The organism is Wolbachia endosymbiont of Ctenocephalides felis wCfeT, assembly GCF_012277295.1.
In the GTDB taxonomy this organism is placed as follows: Bacteria; Pseudomonadota; Alphaproteobacteria; order Rickettsiales; family Anaplasmataceae; genus Wolbachia.
Window position 1 is genome coordinate 934035 of record NZ_CP051156.1, and the last position, 14623, is coordinate 948657.

Here is a 14623-nt window from a genome sequence, read left to right on the forward strand (position 1 = left end):
ATTTATCTGTATAAAATACTTATTTTAGCATAAAATGGTAAAATAATTTATAATATACCTTGATTTCTTTACAGGCGCTGCCTATGCTACAAAGCTATCCGGAATCATAACTAACTGCTATTGCTTCACACATGATCTAAATATTTCTTGTGTTCTAACTCAAATAACTTATGCTTGAAGTAAGAATTGCTAGATCTGGGGGCATAGCTCAGTTGGTAGAGCATCTGTTTTGCACGCAGAAGGCCAGCGGTTCGAACCCGCTTGCCTCCACCATTCAAGAATTCGAACTTCATCTCTATCCTCTACAATATCAGGGGTTTTTACCTATTTTAGAGAAAGTTAACATCTCATATTTTTAAATCTATAGCTTTTTCTTATCTTTTACACCAGCAACACCAAGATATTTTGCAACCTTTCCCATAAAACACCTTACAAAGTTCTCATAAATTAAATATGCACTATGAAATTAAAATAATGGTAAAAATGACATGAAGATATATAGCCATTAATTCAAAGCAATTCTCGGCTTTACAATAATGATGATTGGTATACTTTGGACCACCAGACTTCTACAAATATTGCTAAGAATTTCTCCTTTACAGAGCTATCTTGAAAGTAAAACTTTGTTGTAATTTTATAGAGCCTCTAATATTATCTTTTAGACTTTCATAAGCAAACTTGTGATAATCATTTATCCACTTAATTTCATCTTCAGTAAGCATTTGCACGTCTATTAATCTTCTATCATATGGAACACAGGTTAATTGTTTAAAGCACAAGAAGCCATTTTCACACTGATCAATATACATCAAGTTTTCAATCCTTATTCCATACTTACCTGGAATGTAATAACCTGGCTCATTGGATAGTATCATGCCAGGTATTAATTTTATTTTATTACCTTTTGATATTGCCTGTGGCCCTTCGTGCACCGATAAATAACTTCCTACGCCATGCCCAGTTCCATGCATATAATCCATGCCGAATTTCCATAATTGCATGCGTGCTAATATGTCCAACTCTCCACCGGTAGTGCCTGCAGGAAAGATTGCACTGGCTATTGCAATATGTGCTTTTAGCACTACTGTATAATGAAAAATCTGCTCACTGGTTGGCTTTCCAATTGCAATAGTCCTTGTAATGTCAGTTGTGCCATCAAGATACTGACCACCAGAATCAATCAGATAGAGTCCATCTCCTTCGATCACTTTATTTGTGTTATTATTTGCGCGATAATGAATTATTGCTCCATTTTCATTGAATGCTGAAATTGTTGGAAAGCTCAACCGTTTAAAGAGCTCTTGCTCTTTTCTGTACTCTAAGAGCTTTTCTTCTATACCCAATTCTGTGACTTTATTTTCAATACTATCTTCAAGCCAACAGAGGAAATTTGTAACTGCAACTCCATCTTTAATGTGTGCATTTATAGCCCCTGCTATTTCAGTCTGATTTTTTATTGCTTTATACGGTAAACACGGATTTTCTCCTTCAATTACCTGCTTGTTTTTGATCATATTGATAATACTCACTTGAGTTGTGCTTGGGTCTATCACTACTGAATTCAGTTTATTCAGCGCACTTTCAAGCTCACCGATGTCGAAAATATTTATATGGCTTTCTAGCTCTCCTTCTATAGTTGAATATTCTTTATTTTCAATAAATAAATCAACGTGACCATCTTTGTACAATATAGCACGGCCCAATATGCATGGAGTATATTGAGCATTTTTGTTCCTCAAATTTAATAACCATGAGATTGAATTAGAGTCAGTTAAAAGAGTCGCTTCAATTATGTGGGTAGCTACTTTTTTGCATTTATCTTTGCTGCTTTCACTAGAATATTTAATATCATGAACAACTATTGCCTGCTTTTGATAATTATTTATTTTTTCAATTGGATGGAGTTTTAATTCACATATATTCTCATACTTTCTTATATCTTTTATGGTAAAATATTTTGAATAATAGCCTAAAGTAGTGATTGATGTTGTGTTTGCCTTTATCCATGAACATGGATCCTTTTCTTGTATATTATATACTTGAAAATTGCCTTGATCGAGCTGATTGTGAGCTTGTGTGGTGTAACGACCGTCTGTAAAAAAGGGACACTTTCCATTTTGTGTAATAATCAGTACTCCGTTTGTACCGGTAAAGCCACATAGCTCTGTTAATTCTTCTGAATATTCATTTAAATATTCACCTTTAGTTTGCAAAATAAATGCTTCAACACCTATTTTGCGCATAAATGAACAAAATTCTTCGATTTTTGACATAAAATACCCTGTGATTTTTAAAAATAGACACTTTAGAAGGATTTGTATAGTGTTTTAGGTCTCTCGTACATAACTGATACATCTGTTAGCTTCCTTTCCAAAGCTCTACTACCTCGCTGACTCATAAAGCTCTAAAGAAGCATTCTCTAATTTCGCAACAGCATCATTAATTTCATCAAGGTCATTTCCCTGAAGGGTGTCTCTTACATTTTGTAGAAGAGTTTTCAACCTTTCATCAGAAGATAGATTTTCAATTAAACGTATGAGTTTATTAGCATTGACTTTAGCCTCTGCAAGAGAACGAGCTTTTATATCTTCATTAAAACTTTCTATTGATTTATTAACCATATTCTGGATATCTGCTTCACTTAAGCCAGAACTTGAGTTAACTTCAATAATTTGCTCAACTCCAGTAGTTTTTTCTCTTGCAGTGACAGTCAATATTCCATCAACGCCAACTGTAAACTCTATTTCAATTTTCGCAAAACCTGCAGGCAGTGGTGGTATACCTTTAAGCTCAAATTCTGCTAAAGATTTATTATCCCCTATCATTTCACGCTCCCCCTGACAAACACGAATCTTCATTGCAGTTTGTCCATCAACATAAGTTGTAAACTCTTTTGTTTCTGAAACTGGAAGTGGCGTATTTCTTGGTATAATTTTCTCAACTATGCCCCCCATAGTTTCTATGCCAAGTGATAAAGGTAAAACATCCAGAAGAACATTTCTGTCCTTTGATTTTGAAGTAAGGTAGTAAGCTTGCAAAGCTGCACCACTCACCACTGCTTTATCTGGATCAACATCACTAAGTATTTTATCCCCAAAAAGTCTGGCTAGTGATTCTTTAACTAATGGCACTCTAGTTGAGCCACCAACTAGAATTATTCCTTTTATATCATCAATTTTGAGATCTATGTCATTTATAGTGCGGGTTACTATATTAATAGTTTTATTTACCAAAGGACCAATTGCCTGCTCAAATTCCTTCCTAGTAATTTCACATTCAAGCATCTCACCATTAATGTTAAATTTAAAAATACCTGAGGTATTTTTACTGAGATACTCTTTAACAGAGCGTAACCCAGTGACTGTCATTCCAGTACTTGATACTGAAATCCAATTCTTACTATCTAACTGCTTAATAACACCTGCCGACTTTTCTCTATACTTATCAAGCACAATTGAACTTAGCAAACGATCAAAATCATCACCACCGAGTTTAGTATCACCACCAACTGCAAGAACTTGAAACACTCCCTGGTGCAATTTCAATATTGAAATATCAAATGTACCACCACCCAAGTCATAAACCGCGTACATTCCACTGTTATTATTCTTCTCAATAGAGTAAGAAAGTGCGGCAGCAGTTGGCTCATTTATTAAGCGAAGTACCTCTATACCAGCCAGCTTCGCTGCATATTTGGTTGCATTACGTGCTGCATCGTCAAAATATGCCGGTACAGTAATTACTGCTTTTTTCACTCTCATTCCTGTAGATTTTGTGACTCTATCACATAAAGCTTTTAATATCTCTGCAGAAATTTCAACTGGCGTGAGATATTTTTCCTCTGCGCATTTTACTCTGATAACTTTCTCGCTTTCATAGTCTATTGTAAAATGAGTATTCTCCTTGCTTAAATCATCAATGCTTTTACCCATCAAACGCTTTATTGAATAAATTGCGTTTTGACTAACATTATAGCCAGTTTTCAACACACCATCTTCGTAAGAAACAACAGAAGGCAGTATCCCCCCCCTACCTTGCTCATCTTCAAATATTTTTATATTGCCAGCTTCGTTCACCATAGCAATCAAGGAATTGGTAGTACCAAGATCTATTCCAAACACTACTTCCCTTGAACTTGGCTCAGAAATTTGAATTGGTCGCATGTTTTTTTACCTCTTCAAATGACTTATATAAATATTTCAATCTCACCGCCTGTGTAGCAGCCTCACCAAAATTCTTTTTAGCAAAGGCATTAGAGATATTTTCAATACAGCTCTTTATTTTTCCCTCAATCATCCTATTTGCAAATTGTATATCATCACAGTCCAGCAAATACTCTCTTATTTCCATTGACTCGCTTAATATTTCAGAATTTAAATGGTCCTTATTGCTCTTTATATCAAAAAAATCCAGCAAATGCTCAGCTCGTTTTAGTGGTGATTTTAGCACCTCATATGCCTTATTAATACTGGCTATATTCCCAAATTGCCCATCATTTACATCAGGATGAAATTTTCTGCTAAGCTCTATATACTTTCTCTCTAATTCTTCAGAATTGACATTAAAAGCTGGCTCAATTTCAAACAATGAAAAATAGTTACTAGACATAAAAACTTTCTCCACAACCACATCTTCCACTTTCATTAGGATTTTTAAAAACAAAACCTGATGAAAATTTTTCCTCTACATAGTCCATTTCAGAGCCAAGAATAAACATGATAGACTTTGGGTCAATTAGTACCTTAATTTTTCTACCATCACTGCAGCTTTCTTCAATGACTGACTCTAAAGGGCGAACATCATATGCATATTCAATGTCATATTTCAGGCCAGAACATCCTTTTTGCTTAATTAACACTCTTATTCCTATTGCTTCTTCTTCAGGCTTTTTTTGATCCAGTAGATACCTTACTCTCTCCACCGCATTTGCAGTAATAGTGATAGGTTTTTTATCTTCTTTTATTGCTTTCACTCCTTGATATTCACTCATTAGCTACCTGCTGCACTCTCTTCTTCATTTTTACTTTGTTTGCGCTTTGGTAATCATGAATAGCGGCATTGATAGCATCCTCAGCAAGCACTGAACAGTGTATCTTTACTGGTGGTAAGGATAATTCTTCTACTAATTGAGTGTTCTTAATCTTTTTTACATCATCAATTGTCTTTCCTTTAATCATCTCTGTTAGCAAGGAGCTTGAGGCAATTGCAGAACCACAACCGAAAGTCTTAAACTTTGCATCTTTGATAATACCGCTATCACTTACTTTTATTTGTAGCTTCATCACATCACCACACGAAGGCTCACCAACAAGACCGGTACCAACATTTGGGTCATCTTTATCCAAAGAACCAACATTTCTTGGATTTTCATAATGATCTAAAATCTTTTCATTATAACTCATAAAACTATCCATGAACTACTACTTGACATTATAACATATTTAGGCTGAGAACCAAAGTGTAAATTAAACTAATATACTAACAAAAAAAACATACTATAATAAATTTCAGTGGCTCAGCAAACATTTTTGTGACAATACAAAATCTTATATCGCTTATTGTAATACTTTGCGTAGCAGTTGTTGATATGGCAACCGACTTATATTCAGTTGCGCTACCAAGCATTGCCCACTATTTTAATGTAGAAGGCAGTACAGTTCAGCTTACAATTAGCTTAAATCTGCTGGGGTTTTCGATTTCTGGGTTAATTTACGGTCCACTATCAGACCATTATGGCAGGCGGCGAATATTGCTAATTGGTATGGTAATTTTTACTGTAGCAAGTATTTTATGTTGCATCACCGAAGATATTAAGCTTTTAATACTTACTCGCTTTATACAGGGAGCTGGTGGTGGTGTTGCAGGTGTTGTTGGATATGCAACAATAAGAGATATGCACTCTGGTAGTGATTACTCAAGAGCAGCTTCAAAATTAAATATGGTTGTAGCTCTCTCACCTGGAGTTGCTCCAGTAGTTGGCAGTTACATCATTGCTTATGGTTATCACTGGAAATTTTTATTTATTATTACATCAATAGCAGCAGTGATTATGCTTGGTTTGATTTATTTTAAGCTACAAGAAACGTTAACTATAAGCAAGAAGAAAATCAGCATAATAACTGTGATTATCAACATGTTTAAGCAATACATATTGGTATTTAACAATTATCGTTTTCTTGGATTTTCAATTATCCATGGTCTAACTTTCATGTGGCTATGGGCATACATTGCAAACTACCCATTCATATTTGAATCTATGAAAATTGAAGTTAAGTATTTCGGCTATTTCATATCAATCATAGTTATATTTTACATAATAGGTACTTTAATCAACAGAAAATACGTCCCTAAGCTGGGAGTGAGTAAGATGTTAACTATAGGTTTAATTTTACCAATCATATCTGACTGTTTGCTAGTATGCCTTTACTTAACAGATAAGTTAAACATATTAACTCTCGTATTATGTTGGATTCCAAACAATATTGGGCTTGCATTAATAATAAGCAATAATATGACATCTGCACTAGAAACAATCGAGGATATAGGGCTTGGTAGTGCAATTATCTCATTTTGCAACACAACATTTGGAGCTGTTGGAATATATATAGTAGGGGAATTTTTTTCCTACGGCATTTTAGCCAATTTTATATTGACAATAGTATGTTCCATACTTGCAGCTATAATGTTTAAAATGCTATCTCTTTCCAAAATGAGGAGATAGCTACATATGGCAATAGGCTTCACTGCATGCTACTCTGCTAGTTGATGGAGTCTGAGTCATTGAACCATCTATCTCTCTTTGAATAGTAGAATCAGAAAGCCAGTAATTCAAACTTGTTTTTAGAATGCGCAGAGAGATTTTATCCCAAATACACCATAGAGAAGAAAAGAATGCAACAAATGCTCCTGTATAAAGCACCATATTTGGCACATAGCTTTTATTTAGGTCAGAAATGTTACTAATTCTATACAACTTCTCACATGATAAAGACGCACATACAAGGCATAAACCAACAATAAATTCTTTCAATGATAGATTCTTACTTTGCTTATGAATTTTTATTTCTTTAGGAAAGTTGAGTTCAAAAAATGCCTCACTGAGAAGTGCTTTTACCTTATCATTGTTATATAAAGCGGATGTATCACAATCATTTGCTTTTTTCATTATATTAGAGATATTTTTAATATGCCAACTTCTTATATGTAGAGGGCAGGCATACGGAGTGTGGTGTGTATAACTGCTAATTCGTATTAAAAGCTCACTTGCAACTGCATTAATTTCGTGCTCTTTAAATAGGTTTATTGCGTTGTATGTTAGTAGAAATTTCCAGCTTGTTTATATCAGTAAGAGTTTTACGGTTTATTAAGAAGGTGTCTGCAAACTCAAGAATTAGCTAATTTAGTAAGCATAATAGTAGTCATATTAAAGAAAATATTGGTTTCCGAAGTTTGAGGAGAATGCTCATAATCCTTACTCATACGCCTAAAATTGGAAAGCCAAGCAAAAGTTCTTTCAACAATCCAACGCTTCGGTATAACCTCAAATCCCGCAATATTAGGAGCTTTTTTTGCTATTGTAAATAAACATCCTGTTTTTATTAAGCATCTGTTTTTAAGGTTACCTGTGTATCCTTGATCAGCAAAAAACCTCTGTAATGTTGGTATTTTTTGTTTTGCTTTTACCAGAAGATCTAAAGCTCCCTCGCGGTCTTGGATGCTTGCACTGTGTACATCTGCCGTAATCACGAGTCCTAGCGTGTCTACAATAATATGCCGTTTTCGACCTTTTATTTTCTTGCCAGCATCGTAACCTCTGGCCCCCCTTTTTGAGTCGTTTTTACTGATTGGCTGTCAATTATTCCAACTGATGGTGTGGCTCTTTTACCAACTACCTCCCTTACTTTTTTTACTAAAATATCGTGTATTTCTTGCCATTTTCCAGTGTTTTTTAGTCGTGTGTTCCAACTGTAAATTGTCTTCCATGGTGGGAAATCCTTAGGTAATTGTCTCCATTGGCAGCCTGTTCTCATTACGTACCTTATTGCATTAATAATTGTTCTAATATCGTGTTTTCTTGGTCTACCTGTCTTTTTTGGCTCAAAATATGGCTTTAAAATTTCCCATTCACTGTCTTTTATGTCACTTGGATACATGTTAAAGTTATCCTTGTATCACATAATTGTCCTTTTTTCTACTTTTCTACATACTTTGCAGACACCTTCTAAGGAAGACGCAAAAGTTGTTAATGCACCTAAAGACGATATTGCAACGGAACCATTTTTAAAAAATATTGGCATAAGCAGAGAAGAAAACAAGCCTATCGCCCCAGAAAAAAATGCATAAGTCGACAAAGATAAATGCTCTTGCTTTAGCTTGATACTTTTAGTTCTTTGACCATCAAGGATTATGCCTTTTGCTAGCACTTTCACTTGGTTGAGTTGCGTAACACTCATCCGCGAGAGCACATGATCACAATAAGGTTTGTCGTGCTTTTCAATCCATAATTCTATATATTTATTTGCCATGTTTACCTCACAACTATTATACTACTTTCCATAATTTATTAGAATTATTAAAATATAGTTTAGATCTGCGGTTTACATTCAAATTTTATTTCATATCATCATAAGTATTACTCAATGTTAAGGAGCCAATTATGGCAGTCATGCCAGACAAATGGATAAGAGAAAAAGCTGAAAATTCTAGAATGATAGAGCCTTTTGTGGATCATAAAAACAGCAAAGGTGTTATATCTTTTGGGTTGTCATCTTATGGATATGATGCAAGAGTAGGTAATAAATTTAAGATTTTCACCAATGTCAATTCAGCTATTGTAGATCCTAAAGATTTTTCCGAAAATAGCTTCATAGATAAGGAAACTGATGTATGCATAATTCCTCCAAATAGTTTTGCGCTTGCAAGCACAGTTGAATATTTCCGCATACCAAGAGATGTACTTGTTATCTGTGTTGGCAAATCAACTTATGCGAGATGTGGAATTATAGTCAATGTTACTCCTTTAGAGCCTGGATGGGAAGGTCATGTTACATTAGAATTTTCGAACACTACACCACTTCCCGCAAAAATCTATGCTAATGAAGGAGCGTGCCAGTTTGTGTTTTTAAGTGGTGAAAGTGAGTGTGAAAAATCATATGACGATATGAAGGGAAAGTATATGAATCAACATGGAATTACTTTGCCGCTAGTGAAGTAGTCCCTTATCAAATATTCCTGTTTAAAAATTTATTTATTTAGATAGTATTTAGATCTATACTTTATCTTTTGCCTTAAAAATCTATGTACAAATTTATAGTTGCGTGTTTTATCCTAACAATCTGCTCATTTACACAATTGTACGCAGATTTTGACATTCCTCCTGAAAAAAGTGAATCCGAGCTATATGAGGAATCAGTGAAGCTTTTTGATAACAAGCAATATAAGCAGGCTATAAGAGCATTCCAAAAAATTGAGGACTTATACCCCTTTTCCTACTGGGCAATGAAGGCAAAATTGTTATCTGGTGTTTCAAGTTATAACATGGGTGACTATAGTAGAGCTGCAAGTAGTATGGACGATTACATACAAATTTACTCAAATGGTGAAGATTTGCCATATGTATATTACTTGAGAGTATCGTCTTATTACATGCAAATTAATAAAGCAGATCTTGGACAACAAATCGCATATAAGACTCTAGAGCTTGCCACAGAATACATTAATCTTTTCCCTGAAAGCCAATACGCAAATGAAATACAAGAAAAAGTGGAGTTAGTTACAGAGCATATTTTAACAAAAGAATATTCAATTGGTCAATTTTATCTAAGGCGCGGTGAATATTTGGCAGCAATTAAGCGTTTCCAAAATATAGTAAATTATAACAATCCTAATTACTTGCCTAAATCTATTAACAATTTGATAGTGGCTTACTCCGCCCTTGGCCTTGATTTAGAAGTTAAGCAGTATGAGAGTATGTTAGAAGAACTGCAGCTTGCATCCTAAATTTTATGCACTAAAGGTTCATTTGATAACAGAGATAATCCAGCATATTAAGATAGCTATCGCTTAACATGAATGGATAAATGCTATAGCCTTCTACCTGAATATTGCCCTCATGCTTTTCAATTTTAATATCTAAATCTTGAGGATTATAGCTACGCCCAAGGTGGTGGTTCACATAATGAAACTGATCCCCATCAAAATAGCCAAATTCATCAACTAAAGTGCCTATCTTTCTATTCTCTGCATTTTCATATATATGAGCTTTATAATTTTCAAAAGATTGCCCTTCAAGCTGTCCTTTTTTTATCGCAAATAACTGTGTATTCCCATGATAGTAATGCTTGCTTAAATCAATATTTACTGCATCTTTCATGCATTTTAAGTCTATGTATTTATATTCTCTTGGTAGATTTGCATATTCTGGATCATATTTTTTATAATCAAAAAATAAATTTGTATCCATTCAGGTGTATGGCTTAAGAAGCAATAGCCAGTAGGTTTTGAAAAGGATTTAACTTCTTTTGCCTCCAAGTCAAGTACAATGAAATTATCCTCTCAAGAAACATATTTCCCCGTTTCGATTGTGTAAAATATGAAACTTTTCGGTAAACAACGTAATGCCGAATCTGTCGCTCAGCATAGTTGTTTGTCAGTGGAATATTTTCTGGATCGTCCAAAAATTTCCACATCATCAGATCCGATTTCATGATATTTTTTGCTACTCGAGACGCTCCAATTGCCTCGGGTAAATTTGATATATTCTTTAAGTAATATCTCGTTCGCTTGCGTAATTTTCTTGCTCTTCTTATGAACCTTAATGTGTCTATTTCATCCTTTAACAGAGCTTTTTTCAATGCAAATAATTCAGTAGCAACATTCCTTAAATAATACCCCAAAACTTTCACTTCGCTATTCCAACTATGAGACAACCTTTCAAAATCTCTTGCTAAATGTGCCCAACAGACCTGCCTTTTCTTGCTGGAAAAGTAGTTGTAAGCTGCATATCTGTCGGTCACTACTAGGTTGTTATTCTTTCCAAATTTACTATTTTCCAGGACTTTCATCCCCTCTTGACTCTGTCAATTTGATCACACTTCCTATTTTGCTCGCAAACATCCAGCACCAGCCCTGTTTACCTTTGTTGTAATGGCTAGTTTCATCGATATGTAAAATTTTGCTCTTGCTTACCTCTTCCTCAATTTGCTCATATGCTTCTTGGCATTTTTCTGCCACTCTAGCCTCGCTATTTGATACACTACCGACGCTGATATCCAGGTTGAAAATGTCCTTTATAATATTTGCCACTTCTTTTTTCGAATTCTTGTAAAATCCACTTAATGCTGTAATTACTGACTTAACTCTTGGACCAAATGTGTCCGCAGTTACTCCTTCTTGTAGCTTGCTACTTTTTCTTTTTCCACATCTTTTGCAACGTCCATGCTCTAGTTGATATTCAACTACATACGGCTTGATTTCCGGCAAATCGACCTTTTGATGAGTATACGGATCTTTTGATACCGCAATTTCTCCTCCGCACTCACACGTATTGGGCAGTTCTATTTTTACCATCTCATCTGCCTCCATTTTAGGGCGGTAACTGCCTTTATGTCCAACCTGTGCTCCTACTTTCCTGTCACTTTTTGGCTTATTTTCCCTCATCTTATATAATTCTTTGGAGCTTGGTATAGATGAATTTTTTGAACTTAAGCCAAGCCTTTCTTTTAACTCAGCGTTTTCGATCCTTAGCGCTTTATTTTCTGCTTTAAGCTCTTCTATTTTTGTTTCTAACTTTTCTATAGTCTGCTTAAACTTTTGCAAAATTCTAAAAGATCAACCATATTACCTCACAGCCACTCTAGTTTACCTTTTTAGCATTCCTTGTCTACTCTTTATTTTACCGCCCGGCTGAATGGATACCTTTCTTTTTGAGATAACTCAGTAACAACAGGCCCTGCTGCTTCCTTATCAACCACTTTGCTCTCTGCACTAAAAGGACTAGCAGGAAAGTCAGGAGCAACAGACCCTGCCACTTCACTCTCCGCTCTAAAAGGTCTAATAAAGAAATCCGTTATGGTTATAAGCATGTTTCTTACTCTCTGGAAAGCCCAATTTCTCTCTTTGGTGCCGATGGCCCTGATACACCAAGAGAATCTGCATTTTGTTCTTCTTTATCAAAATACTTACTGAACGATTCAGAGTTCATTCCAAATTCATCAATACTTTGGCTCATAGGATCCAAAGGTGATTTATTGGTATTATCTCGCTCAGATCCCCTGTCTTGAATAGACTTAAGTCTCTTTTGAACCTCAACTAAATAAGGATTCAAAGGTGATTCATTCTTAGGCTCAGGCTCTATGTTTACATGCTTAAGTCCCTTTCTAATCTCAGCTTGCTTCTTTTCAATGGAAGTTTCATCCATATCCTTAGGTAAAACCTCTTTTTCCATGTTTCCATTAAAAATTCTGTCATATCCTGCAACTATTGGCATAGCTAATCTAGTGAAAAGCCCTACTTTATCGACAATAGAAATAGGTGTCTCAATACCAGAACTTTTTATCCTTTTTTTCGCATTTAATTCTCTTATACTCGCAAGCATAAACTTCTCCATTAATTAAACAATATAGTTAAATTTTAAACCATATTATTTGGTGTATAATTAAATGAGATTTCTACTTTGAATAGAAGTATTGCATATTAATAGAAAATCAACATCTTATACCACTTTTCGTATATCATAACTGTACAGACATTTAGAGAATTATGCTATAATGCCTGTACAAGAGTTTTCACCTTATCACAAGCAACTGTTTTTTCTTCACCTGTATCCATATTTTTTACTTTAATGACATTGCTACCCAACTCTTCATCCCCAAAGATCAATGCAATTTTAGCGTTGGCTTGATTCGCTTTTTTCATGCGATTTTTAAGTGCTCCGCTGTACTCGTAATTTATGTGCAAACCACTCCTGCGTAATTCATTTGCAAGCGTTGTAGCATACTCTTCCGCCTTCTCTCCAATTGGAATGAGGTAAATAGGTCTTGTTTCTTCTGGGGCATAGTTAATTAATTCCATTATGCGTTCAATACCACCTGCAAATCCTATTGCTGGAGTGTGCTTTCCACCTACTGAAGATACCAGATTATCGTATCTTCCTCCGGCAAAAATTGCTCCTTGTGCACCTAGATTTTCTGTAATAAATTCAAATACTGTATGGCAATAATAGTCTAAACCACGAACTAGTTTATTATTTACAGTATAAGGCACACCAAGGGCTGTTAATCTATTTAATATCTGCTCGAAGAAATTTGATGACTCCTTGGTATAATAATCGCTAATTTTAGGTGCATCAGAAATTATCGCTCTATCTCTTTCATCTTTGGAATCTAATATTCTGAGCGGATTTTTAATTAACCTATTTTGACTATCTTCTGATAAGTCATTTTGATACTTTTTAAAGTACAATACTAGTGCTTCTCTATATTGACTGATTGTCTCACCGTCACCTAGAGAGTTGATTTCAAGCTTTACACTGTTACCCATATCAAACTCAGTTAATAAGTGCTGAGCAAGCGATATTAGCTCAATATCAGCTTTTGGACTTTCTATACCAAAAACTTCAAAATTTATTTGATGAAACTGTCTTTGCCTTCCTCTTTGCGGCCTTTCATAGCGAAACAGAGGTCCAGTTGAAAATAGCTTTAGTGGCGTTTGGAGTTTTTTTTCGACCAGCATACGAACAATTGCTGCAGTAAACTCAGGGCGTAGAGTTATGCTCTTTCCTCCTTTATCATCAAAGGTATACATTTCCTTAGTGATAATATCTGAGCCATCACCCAGGGTTTTTGTGAAAACTTCTGTATATTCAAATATTGGAGTCTCAACCGGAGCAAAGCCATATAAATTGGAGATCTTACTTGCTACCTGCTGAACGTATTTAAATTTATACCATTCATCAAAGAGGAGGTCTTTTGTTCCTCTAACCGTTTGATTGGTCATAGTGTGGTTTCTATACCTGCAATTTCTGGTATATGATAACTTAACATGTTTTGCACCCCTTGTTTTAGAGTAATTGCAGCACTTGGGCAGCCAGAGCAAGCACCCTGAAGCTGAACGTAAACTATTCCATCCTTATAGCCACGAAATTTAATATCACCACCATCTTGAGCTACTGCAGGTTTAATATAACTTTCCATCAATTCTTTTATTCTGTTTACAATTTCTACATCACTTTCATCGAAAAATTCCTCATCTGGAATACTACTGCCTTCACCTTCCAGTGCTTTCCCACCTGAAGTAAAGTGCTCCATGATTGTGGTTAAGATTTCAACTTTTACTATGTCCCAGGTAACTTTTTCTGCTTTTGTAACTGAGATAAAATCATGACCAAAAAACACTCTCATTACATGTTCTATCTGAAAAAGTTTTGCTGCCAATCTAGAATTTTCCACTTCGCCTGCGCTTGAGAAATCGGCTGTTTCTCCTTCATTTAAAATGTCAAATCCAGGAAGAAATTTTAGCGTACTTGGATTTGGTGTCTCTTCAATTTGAATGAACATGTTATTTACCGTAGTAACTATAGTTGTTACTATTTAACCATAAAATAACAAAAAAATATACATGTCAT

15 protein-coding genes, 1 tRNA gene and 2 pseudogenes are annotated in these 14623 nt (G+C 34.9%); 4 read left to right on the forward strand and 14 right to left on the reverse strand.

The window, feature by feature from the left end; translation table 11 throughout:
- Window positions 1–197: 197 nt before the first annotated feature.
- Window positions 198–273 (forward strand) — tRNA-Ala (locus tag HF197_RS04540).
- Between the two features lie 323 nt (window positions 274–596).
- On the opposite strand, the gene HF197_RS04545 is transcribed toward HF197_RS04540, so the two are convergent.
- The 5 genes from HF197_RS04545 to iscU all read right to left on the reverse strand — a co-directional run bounded on the left by HF197_RS04545 (window position 597) and on the right by iscU (window position 5402).
- Window positions 597–2273: an aminopeptidase family protein P gene (locus HF197_RS04545; protein WP_168464428.1), complete on the reverse strand. Its 1677-nt coding sequence runs from the start codon at window positions 2271–2273 to the stop codon at window positions 597–599.
- Window positions 2274–2381: 108 nt separating this feature from the next.
- Window positions 2382–4163 carry a Fe-S protein assembly chaperone HscA gene (gene hscA / locus HF197_RS04550; RefSeq protein WP_168464429.1) on the reverse strand — a complete coding sequence of 594 codons (1782 nt, stop codon included), beginning with the start codon at window positions 4161–4163 and terminating at the stop codon, window positions 2382–2384.
- Complete coding sequence (gene hscB, locus HF197_RS04555; RefSeq protein WP_168464430.1) at window positions 4141–4608, reverse strand: Fe-S protein assembly co-chaperone HscB; 468 nt, start codon at window positions 4606–4608, stop codon at window positions 4141–4143. Before hscB ends, hscA begins: the two co-directional genes overlap by 23 nt.
- Window positions 4601–4990, reverse strand: coding sequence for a HesB/IscA family protein (locus HF197_RS04560; protein ID WP_168464431.1), 390 nt, complete (start codon window positions 4988–4990; stop codon window positions 4601–4603). Before HF197_RS04560 ends, hscB begins: the two co-directional genes overlap by 8 nt.
- Complete coding sequence (iscU, locus tag HF197_RS04565; protein ID WP_168464899.1) at window positions 4983–5402, reverse strand: Fe-S cluster assembly scaffold IscU; 420 nt, start codon at window positions 5400–5402, stop codon at window positions 4983–4985. Before iscU ends, HF197_RS04560 begins: the two co-directional genes overlap by 8 nt.
- A gap of 128 nt (window positions 5403–5530) precedes the next feature.
- Here iscU and HF197_RS04570 point away from each other — a divergent pair, with 128 nt between their 5' ends.
- The gene (locus HF197_RS04570; RefSeq protein ID WP_369799998.1) at window positions 5531–6721 is read left to right on the forward strand and encodes a Bcr/CflA family efflux MFS transporter; all 1191 of its coding nucleotides are present in this window, start codon (window positions 5531–5533) and stop codon (window positions 6719–6721) included.
- Here the strand turns inward: HF197_RS04570 and HF197_RS04575 are convergent, their stop codons facing one another.
- The 3 genes and pseudogenes from HF197_RS04575 to HF197_RS04585 form a co-directional block, all read right to left on the reverse strand.
- Complete coding sequence (locus HF197_RS04575; protein ID WP_168464432.1) at window positions 6722–7165, reverse strand: hypothetical protein; 444 nt, start codon at window positions 7163–7165, stop codon at window positions 6722–6724. It lies immediately after the preceding gene.
- Between the two features lie 218 nt (window positions 7166–7383).
- Window positions 7384–8153 (reverse strand): annotated as a pseudogene (locus HF197_RS04580) (IS5 family transposase).
- An 18-nt stretch (window positions 8154–8171) separates the two neighbouring features.
- On the reverse strand, window positions 8172–8525 hold the full coding sequence (locus HF197_RS04585) for a hypothetical protein (protein ID WP_168464433.1): 354 nt from the start codon (window positions 8523–8525) through the stop codon (window positions 8172–8174).
- Window positions 8526–8656: 131 nt separating this feature from the next.
- On the opposite strand from HF197_RS04585, the gene dcd reads away from it, so the two are divergent.
- Both dcd and HF197_RS04595 read left to right on the forward strand, forming a co-directional pair.
- Window positions 8657–9214, forward strand: a complete 558-nt coding sequence (gene dcd / locus HF197_RS04590; RefSeq protein ID WP_168464434.1) for a dCTP deaminase — start codon at window positions 8657–8659, stop codon at window positions 9212–9214.
- 83 nt (window positions 9215–9297) lie between these two features.
- The gene (locus tag HF197_RS04595) at window positions 9298–9999 is read left to right on the forward strand and encodes an outer membrane protein assembly factor BamD (RefSeq protein ID WP_168464435.1); all 702 of its coding nucleotides are present in this window, start codon (window positions 9298–9300) and stop codon (window positions 9997–9999) included.
- 10 nt (window positions 10000–10009) lie between these two features.
- On the opposite strand, the gene HF197_RS04600 is transcribed toward HF197_RS04595, so the two are convergent.
- The 6 genes and pseudogenes from HF197_RS04600 to HF197_RS04625 all read right to left on the reverse strand — a co-directional run bounded on the left by HF197_RS04600 (window position 10010) and on the right by HF197_RS04625 (window position 14555).
- Window positions 10010–10462, reverse strand: coding sequence for a hypothetical protein (locus HF197_RS04600; protein WP_168464436.1), 453 nt, complete (start codon window positions 10460–10462; stop codon window positions 10010–10012).
- A 13-nt stretch (window positions 10463–10475) separates the two neighbouring features.
- A pseudogene (gene tnpC / locus HF197_RS04605) lies at window positions 10476–11837 on the reverse strand (IS66 family transposase).
- 51 nt (window positions 11838–11888) lie between these two features.
- Window positions 11889–12083, reverse strand: a complete 195-nt coding sequence (locus HF197_RS04610) for a hypothetical protein (protein WP_168464437.1) — start codon at window positions 12081–12083, stop codon at window positions 11889–11891.
- Between the two features lie 5 nt (window positions 12084–12088).
- A complete protein-coding gene (locus HF197_RS04615; protein ID WP_168464438.1) occupies window positions 12089–12607 on the reverse strand; it encodes a hypothetical protein in 519 nt (172 codons plus the stop codon).
- 155 nt (window positions 12608–12762) lie between these two features.
- Complete coding sequence (gene hisS, locus HF197_RS04620) at window positions 12763–13995, reverse strand: histidine--tRNA ligase (protein ID WP_168464439.1); 1233 nt, start codon at window positions 13993–13995, stop codon at window positions 12763–12765.
- Window positions 13992–14555, reverse strand: a complete 564-nt coding sequence (locus tag HF197_RS04625) for a NifU family protein (protein ID WP_168464440.1) — start codon at window positions 14553–14555, stop codon at window positions 13992–13994. The genes hisS and HF197_RS04625 overlap by 4 nt, the downstream gene beginning before the upstream one ends.
- Window positions 14556–14623: the final 68 nt, after the last annotated feature.

Coding starts and splice junctions, on each gene's coding strand:
- HF197_RS04545 (WP_168464428.1), bottom strand. CDS start 2,273: ATGTCAAAAATCGAAGAATTTTGTTCATTTATGCGCAAAATAGGTGTT.
- hscA (WP_168464429.1), bottom strand. CDS start 4,163: ATGCGACCAATTCAAATTTCTGAGCCAAGTTCAAGGGAAGTAGTGTTT.
- hscB (WP_168464430.1), bottom strand. CDS start 4,608: ATGTCTAGTAACTATTTTTCATTGTTTGAAATTGAGCCAGCTTTTAAT.
- HF197_RS04560 (WP_168464431.1), bottom strand. CDS start 4,990: ATGAGTGAATATCAAGGAGTGAAAGCAATAAAAGAAGATAAAAAACCT.
- iscU (WP_168464899.1), bottom strand. CDS start 5,402: ATGAGTTATAATGAAAAGATTTTAGATCATTATGAAAATCCAAGAAAT.
- HF197_RS04575 (WP_168464432.1), bottom strand. CDS start 7,165: ATGAAAAAAGCAAATGATTGTGATACATCCGCTTTATATAACAATGAT.
- HF197_RS04585 (WP_168464433.1), bottom strand. CDS start 8,525: ATGGCAAATAAATATATAGAATTATGGATTGAAAAGCACGACAAACCT.
- dcd (WP_168464434.1), top strand. CDS start 8,657: ATGGCAGTCATGCCAGACAAATGGATAAGAGAAAAAGCTGAAAATTCT.
- HF197_RS04595 (WP_168464435.1), top strand. CDS start 9,298: ATGTACAAATTTATAGTTGCGTGTTTTATCCTAACAATCTGCTCATTT.
- HF197_RS04600 (WP_168464436.1), bottom strand. CDS start 10,462: ATGGATACAAATTTATTTTTTGATTATAAAAAATATGATCCAGAATAT.
- HF197_RS04610 (WP_168464437.1), bottom strand. CDS start 12,083: ATGCTTATAACCATAACGGATTTCTTTATTAGACCTTTTAGAGCGGAG.
- HF197_RS04615 (WP_168464438.1), bottom strand. CDS start 12,607: ATGGAGAAGTTTATGCTTGCGAGTATAAGAGAATTAAATGCGAAAAAA.
- hisS (WP_168464439.1), bottom strand. CDS start 13,995: ATGACCAATCAAACGGTTAGAGGAACAAAAGACCTCCTCTTTGATGAA.
- HF197_RS04625 (WP_168464440.1), bottom strand. CDS start 14,555: ATGTTCATTCAAATTGAAGAGACACCAAATCCAAGTACGCTAAAATTT.